Origin of the sequence: Pseudomonas sp. NPDC090208 (assembly GCF_044746785.1) — a bacterium.
Classification (GTDB): domain Bacteria; phylum Pseudomonadota; class Gammaproteobacteria; order Pseudomonadales; family Pseudomonadaceae; genus Aquipseudomonas.
This window is the reverse complement of the sequence record NZ_JBIVCU010000002.1, coordinates 368,242-382,767: the sequence shown is the minus strand read 5'-3', so window position 1 is coordinate 382,767 and position 14,526 is coordinate 368,242. Positions and strand designations below refer to the sequence as shown.

The window sequence follows — 14,526 nt, the reverse complement described above, 5'->3', positions numbered from 1 at the left end:
GTGGGAGCGAATTCATTCGCGAGAGGCCGGTTCAGCCGATATGGATATATCGTCTGGAATGCCGCTTCGCGAATGAATTCGCTCCCACAGATGAATCGGTTGCAGTCGTGAATCAAGCCTTGGCAGCCGCCGCCAGAATCAGTGCCTTCATCTCCGCCACCGCCGACTTGAAGCCGACGAACAGCGCATGGGCCACCAGCGCGTGACCGATGTTCAGCTCGTTGATGCCCTTGATCGCTGCCACCGCTTCGACGTTGTGATAGTGCAAACCGTGACCGGCGTTGACGATCAGGCCTTGGCCCAGACCGAACGCGACACCGTCGGCAATCCGCTTCAACTCTTCCGCCACATCGCTCGGCGTTTCGGCATCGGCGTAACGGCCAGTGTGCAACTCGATGGCCGGCGCGCCGACCCGAGCCGACGCTTCGATCTGGCGCTCGTCGGCGTCGATGAACAGCGACACTTCGCTGCCAATGGCCGACAGGCGTTCCACGGCGGCCCTGATCCGCGCTTCCTGGCCGGCGACATCCAGACCGCCTTCGGTGGTCAGCTCCTGACGGGTTTCCGGAACCAGACAGATGTGCGCCGGACGAATGCGTTCGGCAAACGCCATCATCTCTTCGGTGACGCCCATTTCAAAGTTCATGCGGGTCTGCAGCACGTCCTTGAGCAGCAGCACATCGCGCTCCTGAATGTGCCGACGGTCTTCACGCAGGTGCACGGTGATGCCGTCGGCGCCCGCCTCTTCGGCGTCCAGCGCGGCTTTCACCGGGTCGGGATAGCGGGTGCCACGGGCCTGACGCAGGGTCGCGACGTGGTCGATGTTCACGCCAAGCAGAATGCGGGTGCTTTGGGTCACTTTGTTCTCCTGAAAACTTGATCTGCCAGGCCTCGACGACCGTGGCTAAGGCTTGCGAAACAATTCCCGGCTCACCAAGGGGCGGCCTCCCAGATGCACGGCCAGCGCCTGACGCATCAGACGCTTGGCAGCCGACAAGGCGCCTGGCGCACTCCAGTCGGCTTCGGCCATGGCCAGCAATTCGGCGCCCTGAAACAATCCGGGCTGCAACAGATACACCCGCTCGAGCCCGGCGTCCACCAGCAGACGATACATGCCGTCCGCGGCCAGCGGCTCGCCATTGATGTCCATGTCGAGGGCGAAACCGTAACCCAGCTCGTCCAGCAGGCGCCACTCGAACGCACGCAACAGCGGCTCCAGAGGACGCCCTTCGGCCAGCGCCAGCAGGGTCGCCGCATATTGCTCGAACACCACGGTGTTCGGGTCCTCGGCCGGCAGCAGGCGGATCAGCAGTTCGTTGAGATAGAGGCCACTGAACAGCGCCTCGCCTTCCAGCCAGACCGCCAGGCCCGCACCTTCCATGCGCCCGACATTCTTCAGCTCGCCACGTCCGCGAAACTCCACGTCCAGCGGCACGAACGGCCGCGCCAGCGACCCGGCCTTGCCCTTGGCACTGCGCAGCACCGCGCGCAAGCGACCTTGCGGCGTGAGGAAATCCACCAAAGCGCTGTTTTCGCGGTAGGGCCGGCTGTGCAGCACGTAGGCAAACTGGCCGGCGGGAGGGTTCTGGGACATGGATTCTCAATGACCGAAACAGATGTCAGGTCTGCCTGATATCACTGTGGGAGCGAATTCATTCGCGATGCGCCATTCCAGACGACATATCCATATCGACTGAACCGGCCTCTCGCGAATGAATTCGCTCCCACAATATTTGGCGCCTGTACCAGAAAACGGTGGTACGAACGGATCCTTACAGGTCGCCGTAACCCAGCGAACGCAGCGCGCGCTCGTCGTCGGACCAGCCACCCTTGACCTTGACCCACAAGTTGAGCATGACTTTGGAGTCGAACAGCACTTCCATGTCACGCCGCGCGTCGGAGCCGATGCGCTTGATGCGCTCGCCCTTGTCGCCAATGATGATTTTCTTCTGGCCGTCGCGCTCGACCAGGATCAGCGCGTGGATGTGCAGGGTCTTGCCTTGCTGCTTGAACTCTTCGATCTCGACGGTGATCTGGTACGGCAGCTCTGCGCCGAGTTGACGCATGATCTTCTCGCGAACCAACTCGGCGGCCAGGAAGCGGCTGCTGCGGTCGGTGATCTGGTCTTCGGGGAAGAAATGATCGTTTTCCGGCAGTTCGTTGGCGATCACTTTTTCCAGCGCATCGAGGTTATGCCCCTGCTGAGCCGAAATCGGAATGATCTGCGCGTTCGGCAGCTGTTCCTGCAGCCAGGACAGGTGCGGCATCAGCTCGGTCTTGTCTTCGATGCGGTCGGTCTTGTTCAGGGCGACGATCAGCGGGCCGGTCACGTACTGCACGCGCTCCAGCACCATCTGGTCTTCGTCGGTCCACTTGGTGCGGTCCACTACGAAGATCACCACGTCGACGTCTTTCAACGCCGCCGAAGCGGTCTTGTTCATGTAACGGTTCAGTGCCTTGTCGCTGCCCTTGTGCATGCCCGGGGTGTCGACGTAGATCGCCTGCACATCACCTTCGGTCTTGATGCCGAGCATGTTGTGGCGAGTGGTCTGCGGCTTGCGCGAGGTGATCGCCAGTTTCTGGCCGAGGATGTGGTTCAGCAGCGTCGACTTGCCCACGTTTGGCCGGCCGACAATGGCGACATAGCCACAGCGTGTTGCAGTTGAATCAGTCATTGCCGTTCTCCACACCAAGGGCGATAAGGGCTGAAGCGGCGGCTACCTGTTCGGCAATCCGTCGGCTGACGCCTTGTCCCCGGCTTTTTTCGTTCAATAGGGTGACTTCGCATTCGACGAAAAAGGTTCGACAATGCGGCTCGCCCTGAATGTCCACCACTTCGTAGCGTGGCAGGTCACAGGCCCGGGACTGCAGAAACTCCTGCAGACGGGTTTTCGGGTCCTTGTTGGTGTCCACCAGCGTCAGGCTGTCGAACTCGCTGGCCAGCCAGGACAACACGCGATCGCGCGCGGTTTCCATGGAGGAGTCCAGATAGATCGCGCCGATCAGGGCTTCCAGCGCGTCGGCGAGGATCGATTCGCGGCGGAAACCGCCACTTTTCAGCTCCCCCGACCCCAGGCGCAGGTACTCGCCCAGATCGAAGCCGCGGGCCAGCAGGGCCAGAGTTTCACCCTTGACCAGACGGGCGCGCAGACGCGACAACTGACCTTCGCGGGCCTGAGGGAAACGCTCGAACAGCGCCTCGCCGGCCACGAAGTTGAGAATGGCATCACCGAGAAACTCCAGACGCTCGTTGTTGCGTCCGGCGAAACTGCGGTGGGTCAGAGCCAGCACCATCAGTTCCTGATTCTTGAAGGTATAACCGAGCTGACGCTCCAGACGACTCAATGACATGCTCACGGTTTGACCACGCTGAATTCGTGATCGAACTTGACCACCAGATCGATGTTCTGGATCAGCGGTTCACGTTTTTCATATTTCAAATGGGCGAGGAACCTGTTGTTCTCCGTCGTCACACTTAACGCCTTGTTCAAATCCAAATCCCGAATGTTATTGACCTGCATGCCCTTGGCAACGTAGTCGAGGAACTCACTGCTGTTGTTGATTTCCGCGGCCTTGTCGGTTCCGGCTGCTTCGATGATTTTCTTCATCGACATGTAATCGAGGTAATGCGGCACCACCTTGGCGGCCGTGCTCGCGGCAAAAGCCAGAACAGCCAGCAAAACCAGCCAGCCAATGAACGACAAGCCTTTTTGCGAACCGGCAGATGTCATGTGCGCCATCAAGAATAGTCCTTTCCCGCTGCATACCGCCTGAACGTTGCAGCATAGCCCGCCGAAATGACATACGGCGCTGTCTTGAGACAGCGCCGCAGCGGTTACTTGATCAAGCCGACCCGCGAGAAGTTCGGCAGGTGGCTGAGCTTCGGCTCAGGCCAGCTCATCCATACGGCAAAGGCCTTGCCGACAATGTTCTTGTCGGGAACCATGCCCAGCTCGTCCTTGGGAATATTGGGGTCATCCCAGTAACGGCTGTCGTTGGAGTTGTCGCGGTTGTCGCCGAGCATGAAGTAGTGCCCGGCCGGCACGGTCCATTCGTGGTCCGGCGGTGCGCGGTAGCGGCTCATTTCCTGACGGATCTGGTGCTCCACCTCACCCAGCTTCTCGATGTACAGCTCGGCGCTGCCCAGCGTGCCCGGCTCGGAGCCGATCAGCTGTTTGGCGACCAGCTGGCCGTTGACGTACAGCTGCTTGTCGTTGGTGTAACGCACGTTGTCACCCGGCAGGCCCACTACACGCTTGATGTAGTTGACGTTCGGGTCACTCGGATAGCGGAACACCATCACATCGCCCCGCTGCGGATCACCGACCGGGATGACCTTGGTGTCGATCACCGGCAGACGGATGCCGTAGGAGAACTTGTTGACCAGAATGAAATCGCCCACGTCCAGGGTCGGCTTCATCGAACCGGACGGAATCTGGAACGGCTCGACCAGAAAGGACCGCAGCACCAGCACGATGAACAGCACCGGAAAGAACGACTTGCCGTATTCAACCAGCAGCGGTTCCTTGTTCAACTGCTCGACGACCGCAACATCCGGCTGGCTGACGCTGCCCTGATAATTGGCGATCGCCGTGCGCCGACGCGGCGCCAGAATGACCAGGTCGAACAACGCCAGCACGCCGCAGACAAACACGGCGATGACCAACAACAGCGGGAAATTTAGTGACATAGGGCCTGTTTATTCCAACCTGAGCACTGCAAGGAAGGCGTCTTGTGGAATTTCCACGTTGCCGACCTGCTTCATGCGTTTCTTACCGGCCTTCTGCTTTTCAAGCAGTTTTTTCTTACGGCTCACGTCACCACCGTAACACTTGGCCAGTACGTTCTTTCTGAGCGCCTTGACGGTTGTACGCGCGATAATCTGACCGCCGATGGCAGCCTGGATTGCCACGTCGAACATCTGACGAGGAATCAGTTCTTTCATTTTCTCTGTCAACGCGCGGCCTTTGTAGGCGGCGTTATCACGGTGCACGATCAGCGCCAGGGCATCGACCTTGTCACCGTTGATCAGCACGTCCAGCTTCACCAGATTCGCCGACTGATAACGATCGAAATGATAGTCCAGCGACGCGTAACCGCGACTGGTGGACTTCAGACGGTCGAAGAAGTCCAGTACCACTTCGTTCATTGGCAGGTCATAGCTCACCTGGACCTGGCTGCCGAGGAACTGCATGTCGCGCTGAACGCCACGCTTGTCGATACACAGCGTAATGACGTTACCCAGGTGCTCTTGAGGCACAAGGATGTTCGCCCGCACGATCGGCTCGCGCATGTCTTCGATGGCGGACAGGTCCGGCAGCTTCGACGGGTTGTCGACGTAAATGGTTTCACCGGTCTTGAGCAGCAGCTCGAAGATTACCGTCGGCGCGGTGGTGATCAGGTCCAGGTCGTATTCGCGCTCCAGGCGCTCCTGGATGATCTCCATGTGCAGCATGCCGAGGAAGCCGCAACGGAAGCCGAAGCCCAGTGCGTCGGAGCTTTCCGGCAGGTATTGCAGCGACGAGTCGTTCAGCGTGAGCTTTTGCAGCGCATCGCGGAAATCTTCGAAGTCATCGGAGCTGACCGGGAACAGGCCGGCGTAAACCTGCGGCTGGATACGTTTGAAACCCGGCAGCACTTCAACGTCCGGCGTCGTGCTCAAGGTCAGGGTGTCACCCACCGGCGCACCGTGAATGTCCTTGATACCGGCGATGATGAAGCCTACTTCACCGGCTTTCAGGTCAGCAGTGGCGGTGTGCTTCGGTGTGAATACACCGACGCTGTCGACCAGGTGGATCTTGCCGGTGGACTTGACCAGGATCTTGTCGCCCTTCTTGACGCGGCCATGACGCACGCGCACCAGGGAGACAACGCCCAGGTAGTTGTCGAACCAGGAGTCGATGATCAGTGCCTGCAGCGGGTCTTCGATGTTGCCGGTCGGCGCAGGGATGGTCTGCACCAGACGCTCCAGCACTTCGTCGACGCCCATGCCGCTCTTGGCGCTGCACGCCACGGCGTCGGTGGCATCGATACCGATGATCTTCTCGATTTCGTCTTTTACGCGCTCGGGCTCGGCCTGAGGCAGGTCCATCTTGTTCAGGACCGGCATGACTTCCAGGCCCTGTTCGATGGCGGTGTAGCAGTTGGCGACGGACTGTGCTTCAACGCCCTGACCGGCATCAACCACCAGCAGCGCGCCTTCGCAGGCTGCCAGGGAGCGGCTGACTTCATAGGTGAAGTCAACGTGGCCGGGGGTATCAATGAAGTTCAGCTGATAGGTCTTGCCGTCCTTCGCCTTGTAATGAAGGGTGACGCTGTGGGCCTTGATCGTGATCCCGCGTTCACGCTCCAGATCCATGGAGTCCAGTACCTGGGCTTCCATTTCGCGCTCGGACAGGCCGCCGCACATCTGGATGAAACGGTCAGCCAGCGTCGACTTGCCATGGTCAATGTGGGCGATGATGGAGAAATTGCGGATATGACTCAAATCACTCACGGATCAACACTCAAAAAATATTGCAGGCAGGCTGCCCGCCGAAAATAGCCGGGGATTGTACCTGAAGGAAGGCTGGAGCGTCACGTTCGCCCAAGCCGCTGGACACCCTCTCGTCCCCAGGCACAAAAAAAGGAGCGGTGATCCCGCTCCTTTTTCTGCTTCCGGCTGATTATTCGGCCAGTTTGAAGGTGATGAACGTCGCACGTCCCTGACGCAGGACCCGCATCGACACCGTGCGGTTCTTCGGCAGGCCTTTGGCCACCTCGGTGAACTGCTTGGCCGAACTGATGGCCTGGTTGTTCAGGTGAGTGATGACATCACCCGCCTGCAGACCGATCAACTCCGCCGGGCCGTCCTGCACGTCCTTGATGACCACGCCACCTTTGAGGTCGAGCGACTTCTGCTGCTCGGCGGTCAGGTCGGTGACGGTCACGCCCAGACGGTTGCTGTTGCGCTCGACGCTCGAATCCGCAGCGCCCATCTCCTCGCCTTCGGCAGGCAATGCGCCGACCGTCACGGTCAGCTTCTGGCGCTTGCCGTCGCGAATCACTTCAAGCTCGGCCTTGCTGCCGTCCTTGAGGTTGCCGATCAGGTGCGGCAAGTCGGCGGACATCACGATTGGCGTGCCATTGGCGCTGAGAATCACGTCGCCAACCTGCAGGCCGCCCTTGGCTGCCGGGCCGTTTTCAAGGACCTGAGCGACCAGTGCGCCGGCCGGTTTATCCAGACCGAACGATTCGGCCAGGTCCTTGTTCACTTCCTGAATCACCACACCCAGCCAGCCACGGTTGACCTTGCCGTTGGTCTTGAGCTGATTGGCGACATCCATGGCGACGTCGATCGGAATCGCGAACGACAAGCCCATGAAACCGCCCGAACGGGTGAAGATCTGCGAGTTGATGCCCACGACTTCACCGGACATGTTGAACAGCGGACCACCGGAGTTGCCCGGGTTGATCGCCACGTCGGTCTGGATGAACGGCACATAGGTGTCGTTCGGCAGGCTGCGCCCCTTGGCACTGACGATGCCTTTGGTCACCGAATGGTCGAAGCCGAACGGCGAGCCGATGGCCAGTACCCATTCGCCGACTTTCAGCTTGTCGGAGTTGCCCAGTTTGACGGTTGGCAGGTCTTTGCCGTCGATCTTCAGGACCGCCACGTCGGTACGCGGGTCAGTGCCGATCAGCTTGGCCTTCATTTCACTGCGGTCAGACAGGCGCACGAGAATTTCGTCGGCACCGTCGATGACATGGTTGTTGGTCAGAATGTAGCCGTCGGCGGAGATGATGAAGCCCGAACCCAGCGACTGCGCTTCGCGCTGGCGATCACCCTTGCCCGGCGCACGCGACCCTGGCGGCATGCTGCGCTCAAGGAACTCGCGCAGCATCGGCGGCAGGCCTTCCAGATCCGGCATCTGCCCCTGAGCGACCGAGCGATCCGGCAGCTTCTGGCGGGTACTGATGTTGACCACGGCCGGCGAGGCTTGCTCGACCAGGGTGGTGAAGTCCGGCAAGGCTTCGGCCTGCGCAGTGATGACCTGACCGAGCATCAGCACGGCGGCCATCATGGACAGATAAGTTTTCAAGCGAGGTATCGACATACGGCTCCCGTTCATAACGAGCATGGTTAAGCGGTACGAACCCGGGGGTTCGAGGAGCATCTACGTGCCGCAGCGGCCTGCGGCACACTCTGAACCAGGTTTTCAAACCCTGAAACAACAAAGGCCAGAGCTGCGAAGCTGTGACCTATAGAAAAAAACCGGTTTGTTTGCAACCCGCAAAGCTCACCAAACATTTCAGCGTCTCTTCAGAGGCCAGCAATTGCGAGGCTGGCGGCGTGAAATGCCCAATATGAAACCTTTTTCATAGTGGGCATTCAGCGGTTCTGTCGGATTACTTCTTGGTTGAGGCAGCAGCCGTATCGTTACGCATCGACAAGGCAACACGCTCGGCGGTGCCGATCGGAATCTCGCCAACGACCGTCACCATGGCATCGCCCTTGGGCGTCGTCAGCCGGCGGGAAACGGCAACAGTAGGGCCCAGTTGCGTACGAATGTCGGTCACCGCCGCACCACTGACCGGTTCGATGAACACGGAGAAGCGGGCCAGACCGTCGTCATACATCAAGCTGGTCACCAGCGCCTTGGAGTCAGGATCCTTGCGTGCAGCCGCACTGCTCAGCTCAAAGCCCGGCGGCAGCCAGTCAGAGTGCCAGGCAACCGGCGGCTTCTGCGCATCAGGCTTGGCCTTGACCACTTCGACCGGCTTGCAATCGTTGCTGGGCTGCAGCATCTGATCGGTCGGCTGATCGGCGGTGTTAAGCTCGGTGAACTGGAAGCGCTCAAGCAACTGCCCCTTGTCGCTGAGCAACAGGGATTTGAGCGGCAAGCCGGTTTCGCTGTCCAGGTGCAGTTCGATGCCGTAACGGTGCTGATCGCGAGGCGTCAGGGTCACGACCACTGCTGGCCTTCCGGCCACGCGCGACTCACCGGCGACCTTCATGTCATACCATGACGCCAGCTTGGCGGCATCGAAGGCATGGGCCGGGGAATCGGGGATGTTCGAAACGCCCGCCACCAGGGTACCGCTGACGCATTGGGTCACCCCGTCGACGCGCAGCACTTCCTGAGCGGAACCATCCAGTTGAAGGAGATGTTCACGGACCTTGCCGTCGGCAACGCGATGCCAGATCCGGTGAGTGGAAAAGCTTCCATTGCGCTCGTAAACGAAGGTGCCTTGGAAACTCTGCTGCTGCTCTGCCTGCGCAAGACGCTTGAGCTGGTCTTGCGCATCATCGGCGTGAGCTGGAAGGACCAGCCATCCACCCAGCAGAAGCGGCAATAGTGGAATGGCGCGCATGATCCTCCTTAACGGTTTTCCAGGCTGGCGGCGCGGGCGTATGGCAGCGCGCTTTCAGTGCCTTTCAACGCAGCTTGTTGAGCATGTTGACGCAGGTAGCCTGGCAGACGCTGATCGTGCCAGCCGGCCTGGTTCTGCAGCACACCACTGGCCATAGGGCCTGGTGCCTGCTCGCCTTCGGTGTAACCGGCCAGTACCGCCGGGCCTTTTACCTGAGGCACGGCAATGTTAGCAGGCTGAGCCGACTGCTGCGCCAACTGGGCACCGGCGATCTCGTCCTGGTTGTAGAGACGGACACCTGCCAGCACGGCGACGGTCACCGAGGCGGCAACGGCCAGACGACCCAGCGTGCGCCAAGGACCGCGACCGGCCTTGAGCGGGCTGACTTCGTCGGCGATCGCCGCAGATACGGCAGCCGAGATGTCCAGATGCGGCATCAGCAATTCCTTGTGCATGGCTGCACGAGCGATCTGGTAACGCGACCATGTGGCACGTGTTTCCGCATCGTCGATTGCGTTGAGCACCCGACGTAATTCCAATTCGTCCGCTTCGTTATCCATCACCGCGGACAGCGATTCCTGCAGGGCTTCACGACTCATGGCGGTTCCTCTCATATGGCTGTCGCCGCTGTCTCAGGTTTCCTGCAACAAAGGCTGCAGGGCTTTATCAATGGCTTCCCGAGCGCGGAAAATGCGAGAGCGCACGGTACCCACCGGACACTGCATGACGCTGGCAATGTCCTCGTAACTCAGACCGTCGAACTCACGCAAAGTTAGAGCTGTACGCAAATCTTCTGGCAGTAGCTGAATGGTTCGATGGACGGTGCCTTCGATCTCATCCCTCAACAATGCACGTTCCGGCGACTCGATGTCCTTGAGGCCATGATCGCCGTCGTAGAACTCCGCGTCTTCAGATCTGACATCGCTGTCCGGCGGTCGCCGACCTCGCGACACCAGATAGTTTTTCGCCGTATTGATGGCGATGCGGTACAGCCACGTATAAAACGCACTGTCGCCGCGGAAGTTTCCAAGTGCACGGTAAGCCTTGATAAAAGCCTCTTGCGCAACATCCTGGGCTTCATGGGTGTCGTGGACGAATCGCACGATCAACCCAAGAATCTTGTGCTGATATTTCACCACTAGCAGATCAAAGGCTCGCTTGTCGCCGCGCTGTACGCGTTCGACCAGTTGCTGATCCTCTTCCTGGGTTAGCATGAACACTCCTCATAGAGCTGAAAGGAGCGTCGCAGAGGCTGCTTTGCAGGCTTGCAAACATAGACTCGGGCTTTTCGCAAAAGTTCTCCCCCCTTCAAGCAAGTTTCCGGCGAGCGTCGGTGGCCCGCACGAAAAACGCAGCTCGAACCAGGTCGGCTGCGTGAATAATCTTGTCGTCGAAAGCGCTTGCTCAGGCTTTGGAACAGCCGTCACACAGCGCCGACGCTGTCCCTTTATCGGCAACCCTCTATTGAACGTGGTGCTTTATGAAAAGTTCCCACATTTCATTCTAGAGCGTAGGACACACATCGCCGTGTTTGTGGGATCCAATTGGAGTGAGTGTTATTCACCGCAAATACCCATCAAACGGTATGCACGACGCTGCGGAGTGGCGCACAATCCGACCCCGCTGTGATTCCATGAACGCCTATAAAATCCCGGTCATTGTGCCGGTCCACCCCTTCATATACTAGTGGCCACTTGAAGTCGGAATCTGACATGAGCCAACATTTTCAACATGACGTGCTGGTCATCGGTAGCGGCGCCGCCGGATTGAGCCTGGCACTCACCCTGCCCTCCCATCTGCGCGTCGCCGTACTGAGCAAGGGCGGCCTGGCCAACGGCTCGACGTTCTGGGCCCAAGGGGGCGTAGCGGCAGTGCTGGACAACGCCGACACCGTTCAATCTCATGTCGAAGATACCCTCAACGCCGGTGGCGGCTTATGTAATGAAGAGGCCGTGCGATTCACCGTCGAGCACAGCCGCGAGGCCATTCAGTGGCTGATCGACATGGGCGTGCCGTTCACCCGTGACGACCAGTCTGCCGTGGTCGATGGCGGATTCGAGTTCCACCTGACCCGTGAAGGCGGTCACAGCCACCGCCGCATCATTCACGCCGCCGACGCCACTGGCGCAGCGATTTTTCGTACATTGCTGGCCCAGGCCAAAGCGCGACCGAACATCGAGCTGCTGGAACAGCGCGTGGCGGTGGATCTGATTACCGAACCGCGCCTGGGCCTGGACGGCCAGCGCTGCCTTGGCGCGTACGTGCTCGACCGCGCCACCGGCGAGGTCGATACCCACAGCGCACGCTTCACCGTGCTGGCCTCCGGCGGTGCGGCCAAGGTCTATCTCTACACCAGCAACCCGGACGGCGCCTGCGGCGATGGCATTGCCATGGCGTGGCGCTCGGGCTGCCGGGTCGGCAACCTGGAATTCAACCAGTTTCACCCGACCTGCCTGTATCACCCACAGGCCAAGAGCTTTCTGGTCACCGAAGCCCTGCGCGGTGAAGGCGCTTATTTGAAGCTGCCCAACGGCGAACGCTTCATGCAGCGCTTCGACTCGCGTGCGGAGCTGGCGCCACGGGACATCGTCGCCCGCGCCATCGACCATGAAATGAAGCGCCTGGGCGCCGACTGCGTCTATCTGGACATCAGCCACAAGCCCGAAGACTTCATCAGAAGCCACTTCCCCACTGTTTATGAGCGTTGCCTGGAATTCGGCATCGACATCACCCGCCAGCCAATCCCCGTGGTGCCGGCGGCGCACTACACCTGTGGCGGGGTACTGGTCGACCAGCATGGCCGCACCGATGTGCCTGGCCTGTATGCCATCGGCGAAACCAGCTTCACCGGCCTGCACGGCGCCAACCGCATGGCCAGCAACTCGCTGCTGGAATGTTTCGTCTATGCCCGCTCCGCTGCGGCCGACATCCTTTCGCAACTCCCGGTCGTCACTCAGCCGAAAAACCTGCCGGCCTGGGACTCCAGCCAGGTCACCGACTCGGACGAAGACGTGATCATTGCGCACAACTGGGACGAATTGCGGCGATTCATGTGGGACTACGTGGGCATCGTGCGCACCACCAAGCGTCTGCAGCGCGCGCAGCACCGGGTTCGCCTGCTGCTGGACGAAATCGACGAGTTCTACAGCAATTACAAGGTCAGCCGCGACCTGATCGAGCTGCGCAATCTGGCCCAAGTGGCCGAGTTGATGATTGCTTCGGCCATGGCGCGCAAGGAAAGTCGGGGGCTGCATTACACCCTGGACTACCCGGACATGCTGCCCGAGGCGGTGGACACTATTCTGGCGCCGCCCACCTACGCCGGCTGAACTTCAAGCGCAGACGCAGGCGCCGGTGATGATCCGGCGCCATGGCGTCGGACGGCACGCACAGACTTCTGACCCACAGTCGATCCAGCCAGCGGCCGTTGATCGTGCGAAAACGCAATATCACCATCTTCGGCAGAGCAACGCTGTCCGGCCTCAGTTGGATGGGCTGCCAGCCGTCGCGCTCGCTCCATAGCTGCCAACCTGTCGGATCGCGGCGCAAGCCGGTGAAGGCCGTCTGCCGGTTGAGCAGAATCGATTGCGGCAGGCAGCGCAAACCATGCCACAGGCACAGCAGCACGCCGACCAGCCTGGCCCAGAAAGGAATATCGAGCAGAAAAAGCGAAATCAGCACCAGCACCTGGGCGCCGAGGTACGCCGTCAGCAGGACTCGGGAAGCCTGCCAACGGCATTCGAAGTGATCACTTCGGCTGGACACGGTCCAGAATCATGCGAACCATGCGCTGCAGCTCGGCGTCTTCCGACTCGCCACGCTGCATGAACCAGACGAACATGTCCTGGTCTTCACAGGTCAGCAGGCGGCGGTACAGCTCGCGGTCAACGTCGTTGAGCGACGGGTAGACTTCTCGGACAAACGGCACCAGCAGCACATCCAGCTCAAGCATGCCGCGGCGGCTGTGCCAAAAGAGGCGGTTGAGTTCAATTTCTTCGACCATGGGAGGCGCTCCTCAAATTTGCCGGCGAGTATACAGGCGCGTCGCTCGCGGGCGTACCTGCATTAGTCGCATGAGTTTTCATATACCCATAAACGAGACACGGCACTATGATGGTGCCCCAGACTTTTACCCCCTTGCGATGACCCATGGCCGATACCGCTTTTTTCTGCCCCCTGTCCCATGAAGGTGTTCTGGCCGTTCGCGGCGTGGACGCCGGCAAATTTCTCCAAGGCCAACTGACCTGCAACATGGATTACCTGAGCGAGGCGAAAGCCACGCTGGGTGCCCGCTGCACGCAGAAAGGCCGCATGCAGTCGAGTTTCCGCATCCTGCTGGAAGGTGACGGCGTGCTGCTGGCGATGGCCAGCGAGCTGATCGAAGCGCAGTTGCTGGACCTGAAAAAATACGCCGTATTTTCCAAATCCAAACTGACCGACGAAAGTGCCGGCTGGGTCCGCTTCGGGATCAACGCCGGTAACGACGCCCTGGCCAGCCTCGGCCTGAATCTGGCGCCCGACACCGATGCGGTCGCCCGTGCCGACGGCCTGATCGCCATCCGCGTCTCCCCTGCCCGTGCCGAGCTGTGGGTTCGCGCCGAACAGGCCGACGAAGTGCGCAATCGTTTGACCGCGCTGTTGCCGCAGGGCTCGCTGAACGACTGGCTGCTGGGGCAGATCCGTGCCGGCATCGGTCAAGTGTTCGGTCAGACCCGCGAAGAGTTCATTCCGCAGATGATCAACCTGCAAGCGGTCGGCGGTGTCAGCTTCAAAAAAGGCTGCTACACCGGGCAGGAAATCGTCGCGCGCATGCAGTACCTGGGCAAACTCAAACGTCGCCTGTACAGCCTCACGCTGGCGGGCAATGAACTGCCGGCACCGGGTGTCGAGCTGTTTTCGCCGGTACATGCCAGCTCCGCCGGCAATGTGGTAATGGCTGCGCAGGCAGGCGACAGGATCGAACTGCTGGCTGTACTGCAGGCCGACGCCGTCGAGGACGGGCGCATTCATCTGGGGTCTGCCGAAGGCCAGCCTCTGCAATTGGGCGAACTGCCGTACACGCTGGATGCCAAGCTTGAAACCCAGCGTTGAACCCGCGCTGAAGCGTCAGGTCACAGCTGAACAGGATTGCCCGTGCCTCTGCCTGCCCATGGCAGAGGTCGATAGCCGCGT

15 protein-coding genes are annotated in these 14,526 nt (G+C 60.3%); 2 read left to right on the top strand and 13 right to left on the bottom strand.

Annotated elements, in window-relative coordinates; genetic code table 11:
• Positions 1-112 precede the first annotated feature (112 nt).
• The 11 genes from pdxJ to rpoE all read right to left on the bottom strand — a co-directional run bounded on the left by pdxJ (position 113) and on the right by rpoE (position 10,568).
• Positions 113-859 carry a pyridoxine 5'-phosphate synthase gene (pdxJ, locus tag ACIPL0_RS04805; protein ID WP_400592968.1) on the bottom strand — a complete coding sequence of 249 codons (747 nt, stop codon included), beginning with the start codon at positions 857-859 and terminating at the stop codon, positions 113-115.
• A 45-nt stretch (positions 860-904) separates the two neighbouring features.
• Positions 905-1,594 carry a DNA repair protein RecO gene (gene recO / locus ACIPL0_RS04800; RefSeq protein WP_400592971.1) on the bottom strand — a complete coding sequence of 230 codons (690 nt, stop codon included), beginning with the start codon at positions 1,592-1,594 and terminating at the stop codon, positions 905-907.
• A gap of 178 nt (positions 1,595-1,772) precedes the next feature.
• A complete protein-coding gene (gene era / locus ACIPL0_RS04795) occupies positions 1,773-2,675 on the bottom strand; it encodes a GTPase Era (protein WP_400592973.1) in 903 nt (300 codons plus the stop codon).
• On the bottom strand, positions 2,668-3,357 hold the full coding sequence (rnc, locus tag ACIPL0_RS04790; RefSeq protein ID WP_400592976.1) for a ribonuclease III: 690 nt from the start codon (positions 3,355-3,357) through the stop codon (positions 2,668-2,670). The genes era and rnc overlap by 8 nt, the downstream gene beginning before the upstream one ends.
• Positions 3,354-3,731, bottom strand: coding sequence for a DUF4845 domain-containing protein (locus tag ACIPL0_RS04785; protein WP_400593922.1), 378 nt, complete (start codon positions 3,729-3,731; stop codon positions 3,354-3,356). The genes rnc and ACIPL0_RS04785 overlap by 4 nt, the downstream gene beginning before the upstream one ends.
• A 104-nt stretch (positions 3,732-3,835) precedes the next feature.
• Positions 3,836-4,690: a signal peptidase I gene (gene lepB, locus ACIPL0_RS04780; RefSeq protein ID WP_400592979.1), complete on the bottom strand. Its 855-nt coding sequence runs from the start codon at positions 4,688-4,690 to the stop codon at positions 3,836-3,838.
• A 9-nt stretch (positions 4,691-4,699) separates the two neighbouring features.
• On the bottom strand, positions 4,700-6,496 hold the full coding sequence (gene lepA / locus ACIPL0_RS04775) for a translation elongation factor 4 (RefSeq protein WP_400592982.1): 1,797 nt from the start codon (positions 6,494-6,496) through the stop codon (positions 4,700-4,702).
• Positions 6,497-6,665: 169 nt separating this feature from the next.
• Positions 6,666-8,063 carry a DegQ family serine endoprotease gene (locus ACIPL0_RS04770; protein ID WP_400593924.1) on the bottom strand — a complete coding sequence of 466 codons (1,398 nt, stop codon included), beginning with the start codon at positions 8,061-8,063 and terminating at the stop codon, positions 6,666-6,668.
• A 325-nt stretch (positions 8,064-8,388) separates the two neighbouring features.
• A complete protein-coding gene (locus tag ACIPL0_RS04765; RefSeq protein ID WP_400592985.1) occupies positions 8,389-9,354 on the bottom strand; it encodes a MucB/RseB C-terminal domain-containing protein in 966 nt (321 codons plus the stop codon).
• An 8-nt stretch (positions 9,355-9,362) separates the two neighbouring features.
• Positions 9,363-9,953, bottom strand: a complete 591-nt coding sequence (locus ACIPL0_RS04760; protein WP_400592988.1) for a sigma-E factor negative regulatory protein — start codon at positions 9,951-9,953, stop codon at positions 9,363-9,365.
• 33 nt (positions 9,954-9,986) lie between these two features.
• Positions 9,987-10,568: an RNA polymerase sigma factor RpoE gene (gene rpoE, locus ACIPL0_RS04755; RefSeq protein ID WP_037014368.1), complete on the bottom strand. Its 582-nt coding sequence runs from the start codon at positions 10,566-10,568 to the stop codon at positions 9,987-9,989.
• Positions 10,569-11,066: 498 nt separating this feature from the next.
• Here rpoE and nadB point away from each other — a divergent pair, with 498 nt between their 5' ends.
• Positions 11,067-12,683 carry an L-aspartate oxidase gene (gene nadB, locus ACIPL0_RS04750; RefSeq protein ID WP_400592991.1) on the top strand — a complete coding sequence of 539 codons (1,617 nt, stop codon included), beginning with the start codon at positions 11,067-11,069 and terminating at the stop codon, positions 12,681-12,683.
• Here the strand turns inward: nadB and ACIPL0_RS04745 are convergent.
• Both ACIPL0_RS04745 and ACIPL0_RS04740 read right to left on the bottom strand, forming a co-directional pair.
• Positions 12,652-13,119, bottom strand: coding sequence for a protein YgfX (locus ACIPL0_RS04745; RefSeq protein WP_400592994.1), 468 nt, complete (start codon positions 13,117-13,119; stop codon positions 12,652-12,654). The two genes, nadB and ACIPL0_RS04745, sit on opposite strands and share 32 nt — an antisense overlap.
• Entirely contained in the window at positions 13,103-13,357 is a 255-nt protein-coding gene (locus ACIPL0_RS04740) for a succinate dehydrogenase assembly factor 2 (protein ID WP_400592996.1), read from the bottom strand. The genes ACIPL0_RS04745 and ACIPL0_RS04740 overlap by 17 nt, the downstream gene beginning before the upstream one ends.
• Before the next feature lie 146 nt (positions 13,358-13,503).
• On the opposite strand from ACIPL0_RS04740, the gene ACIPL0_RS04735 reads away from it, so the two are divergent.
• The gene (locus ACIPL0_RS04735) at positions 13,504-14,445 is read left to right on the top strand and encodes a YgfZ/GcvT domain-containing protein (protein WP_400592999.1); all 942 of its coding nucleotides are present in this window, start codon (positions 13,504-13,506) and stop codon (positions 14,443-14,445) included.
• Positions 14,446-14,526 lie beyond the last annotated feature (81 nt).

Excerpts from the sequence above, each read along its gene's own strand:
- recO (WP_400592971.1), bottom strand. The coding sequence starts at position 1,594 with ATGTCCCAGAACCCTCCCGCCGGCCAGTTTGCCTACGTGCTGCACAGC.
- era (WP_400592973.1), bottom strand. The coding sequence starts at position 2,675 with ATGACTGATTCAACTGCAACACGCTGTGGCTATGTCGCCATTGTCGGC.
- ACIPL0_RS04785 (WP_400593922.1), bottom strand. The coding sequence starts at position 3,731 with ATGACATCTGCCGGTTCGCAAAAAGGCTTGTCGTTCATTGGCTGGCTG.
- lepB (WP_400592979.1), bottom strand. The coding sequence starts at position 4,690 with ATGTCACTAAATTTCCCGCTGTTGTTGGTCATCGCCGTGTTTGTCTGC.
- ACIPL0_RS04770 (WP_400593924.1), bottom strand. The coding sequence starts at position 8,063 with ATGATGGCCGCCGTGCTGATGCTCGGTCAGGTCATCACTGCGCAGGCC.
- ACIPL0_RS04765 (WP_400592985.1), bottom strand. The coding sequence starts at position 9,354 with ATGCGCGCCATTCCACTATTGCCGCTTCTGCTGGGTGGATGGCTGGTC.
- ACIPL0_RS04760 (WP_400592988.1), bottom strand. The coding sequence starts at position 9,953 with ATGAGTCGTGAAGCCCTGCAGGAATCGCTGTCCGCGGTGATGGATAAC.
- rpoE (WP_037014368.1), bottom strand. The coding sequence starts at position 10,568 with ATGCTAACCCAGGAAGAGGATCAGCAACTGGTCGAACGCGTACAGCGC.
- nadB (WP_400592991.1), top strand. The coding sequence starts at position 11,067 with ATGAGCCAACATTTTCAACATGACGTGCTGGTCATCGGTAGCGGCGCC.
- ACIPL0_RS04740 (WP_400592996.1), bottom strand. The coding sequence starts at position 13,357 with ATGGTCGAAGAAATTGAACTCAACCGCCTCTTTTGGCACAGCCGCCGC.
- ACIPL0_RS04735 (WP_400592999.1), top strand. The coding sequence starts at position 13,504 with ATGGCCGATACCGCTTTTTTCTGCCCCCTGTCCCATGAAGGTGTTCTG.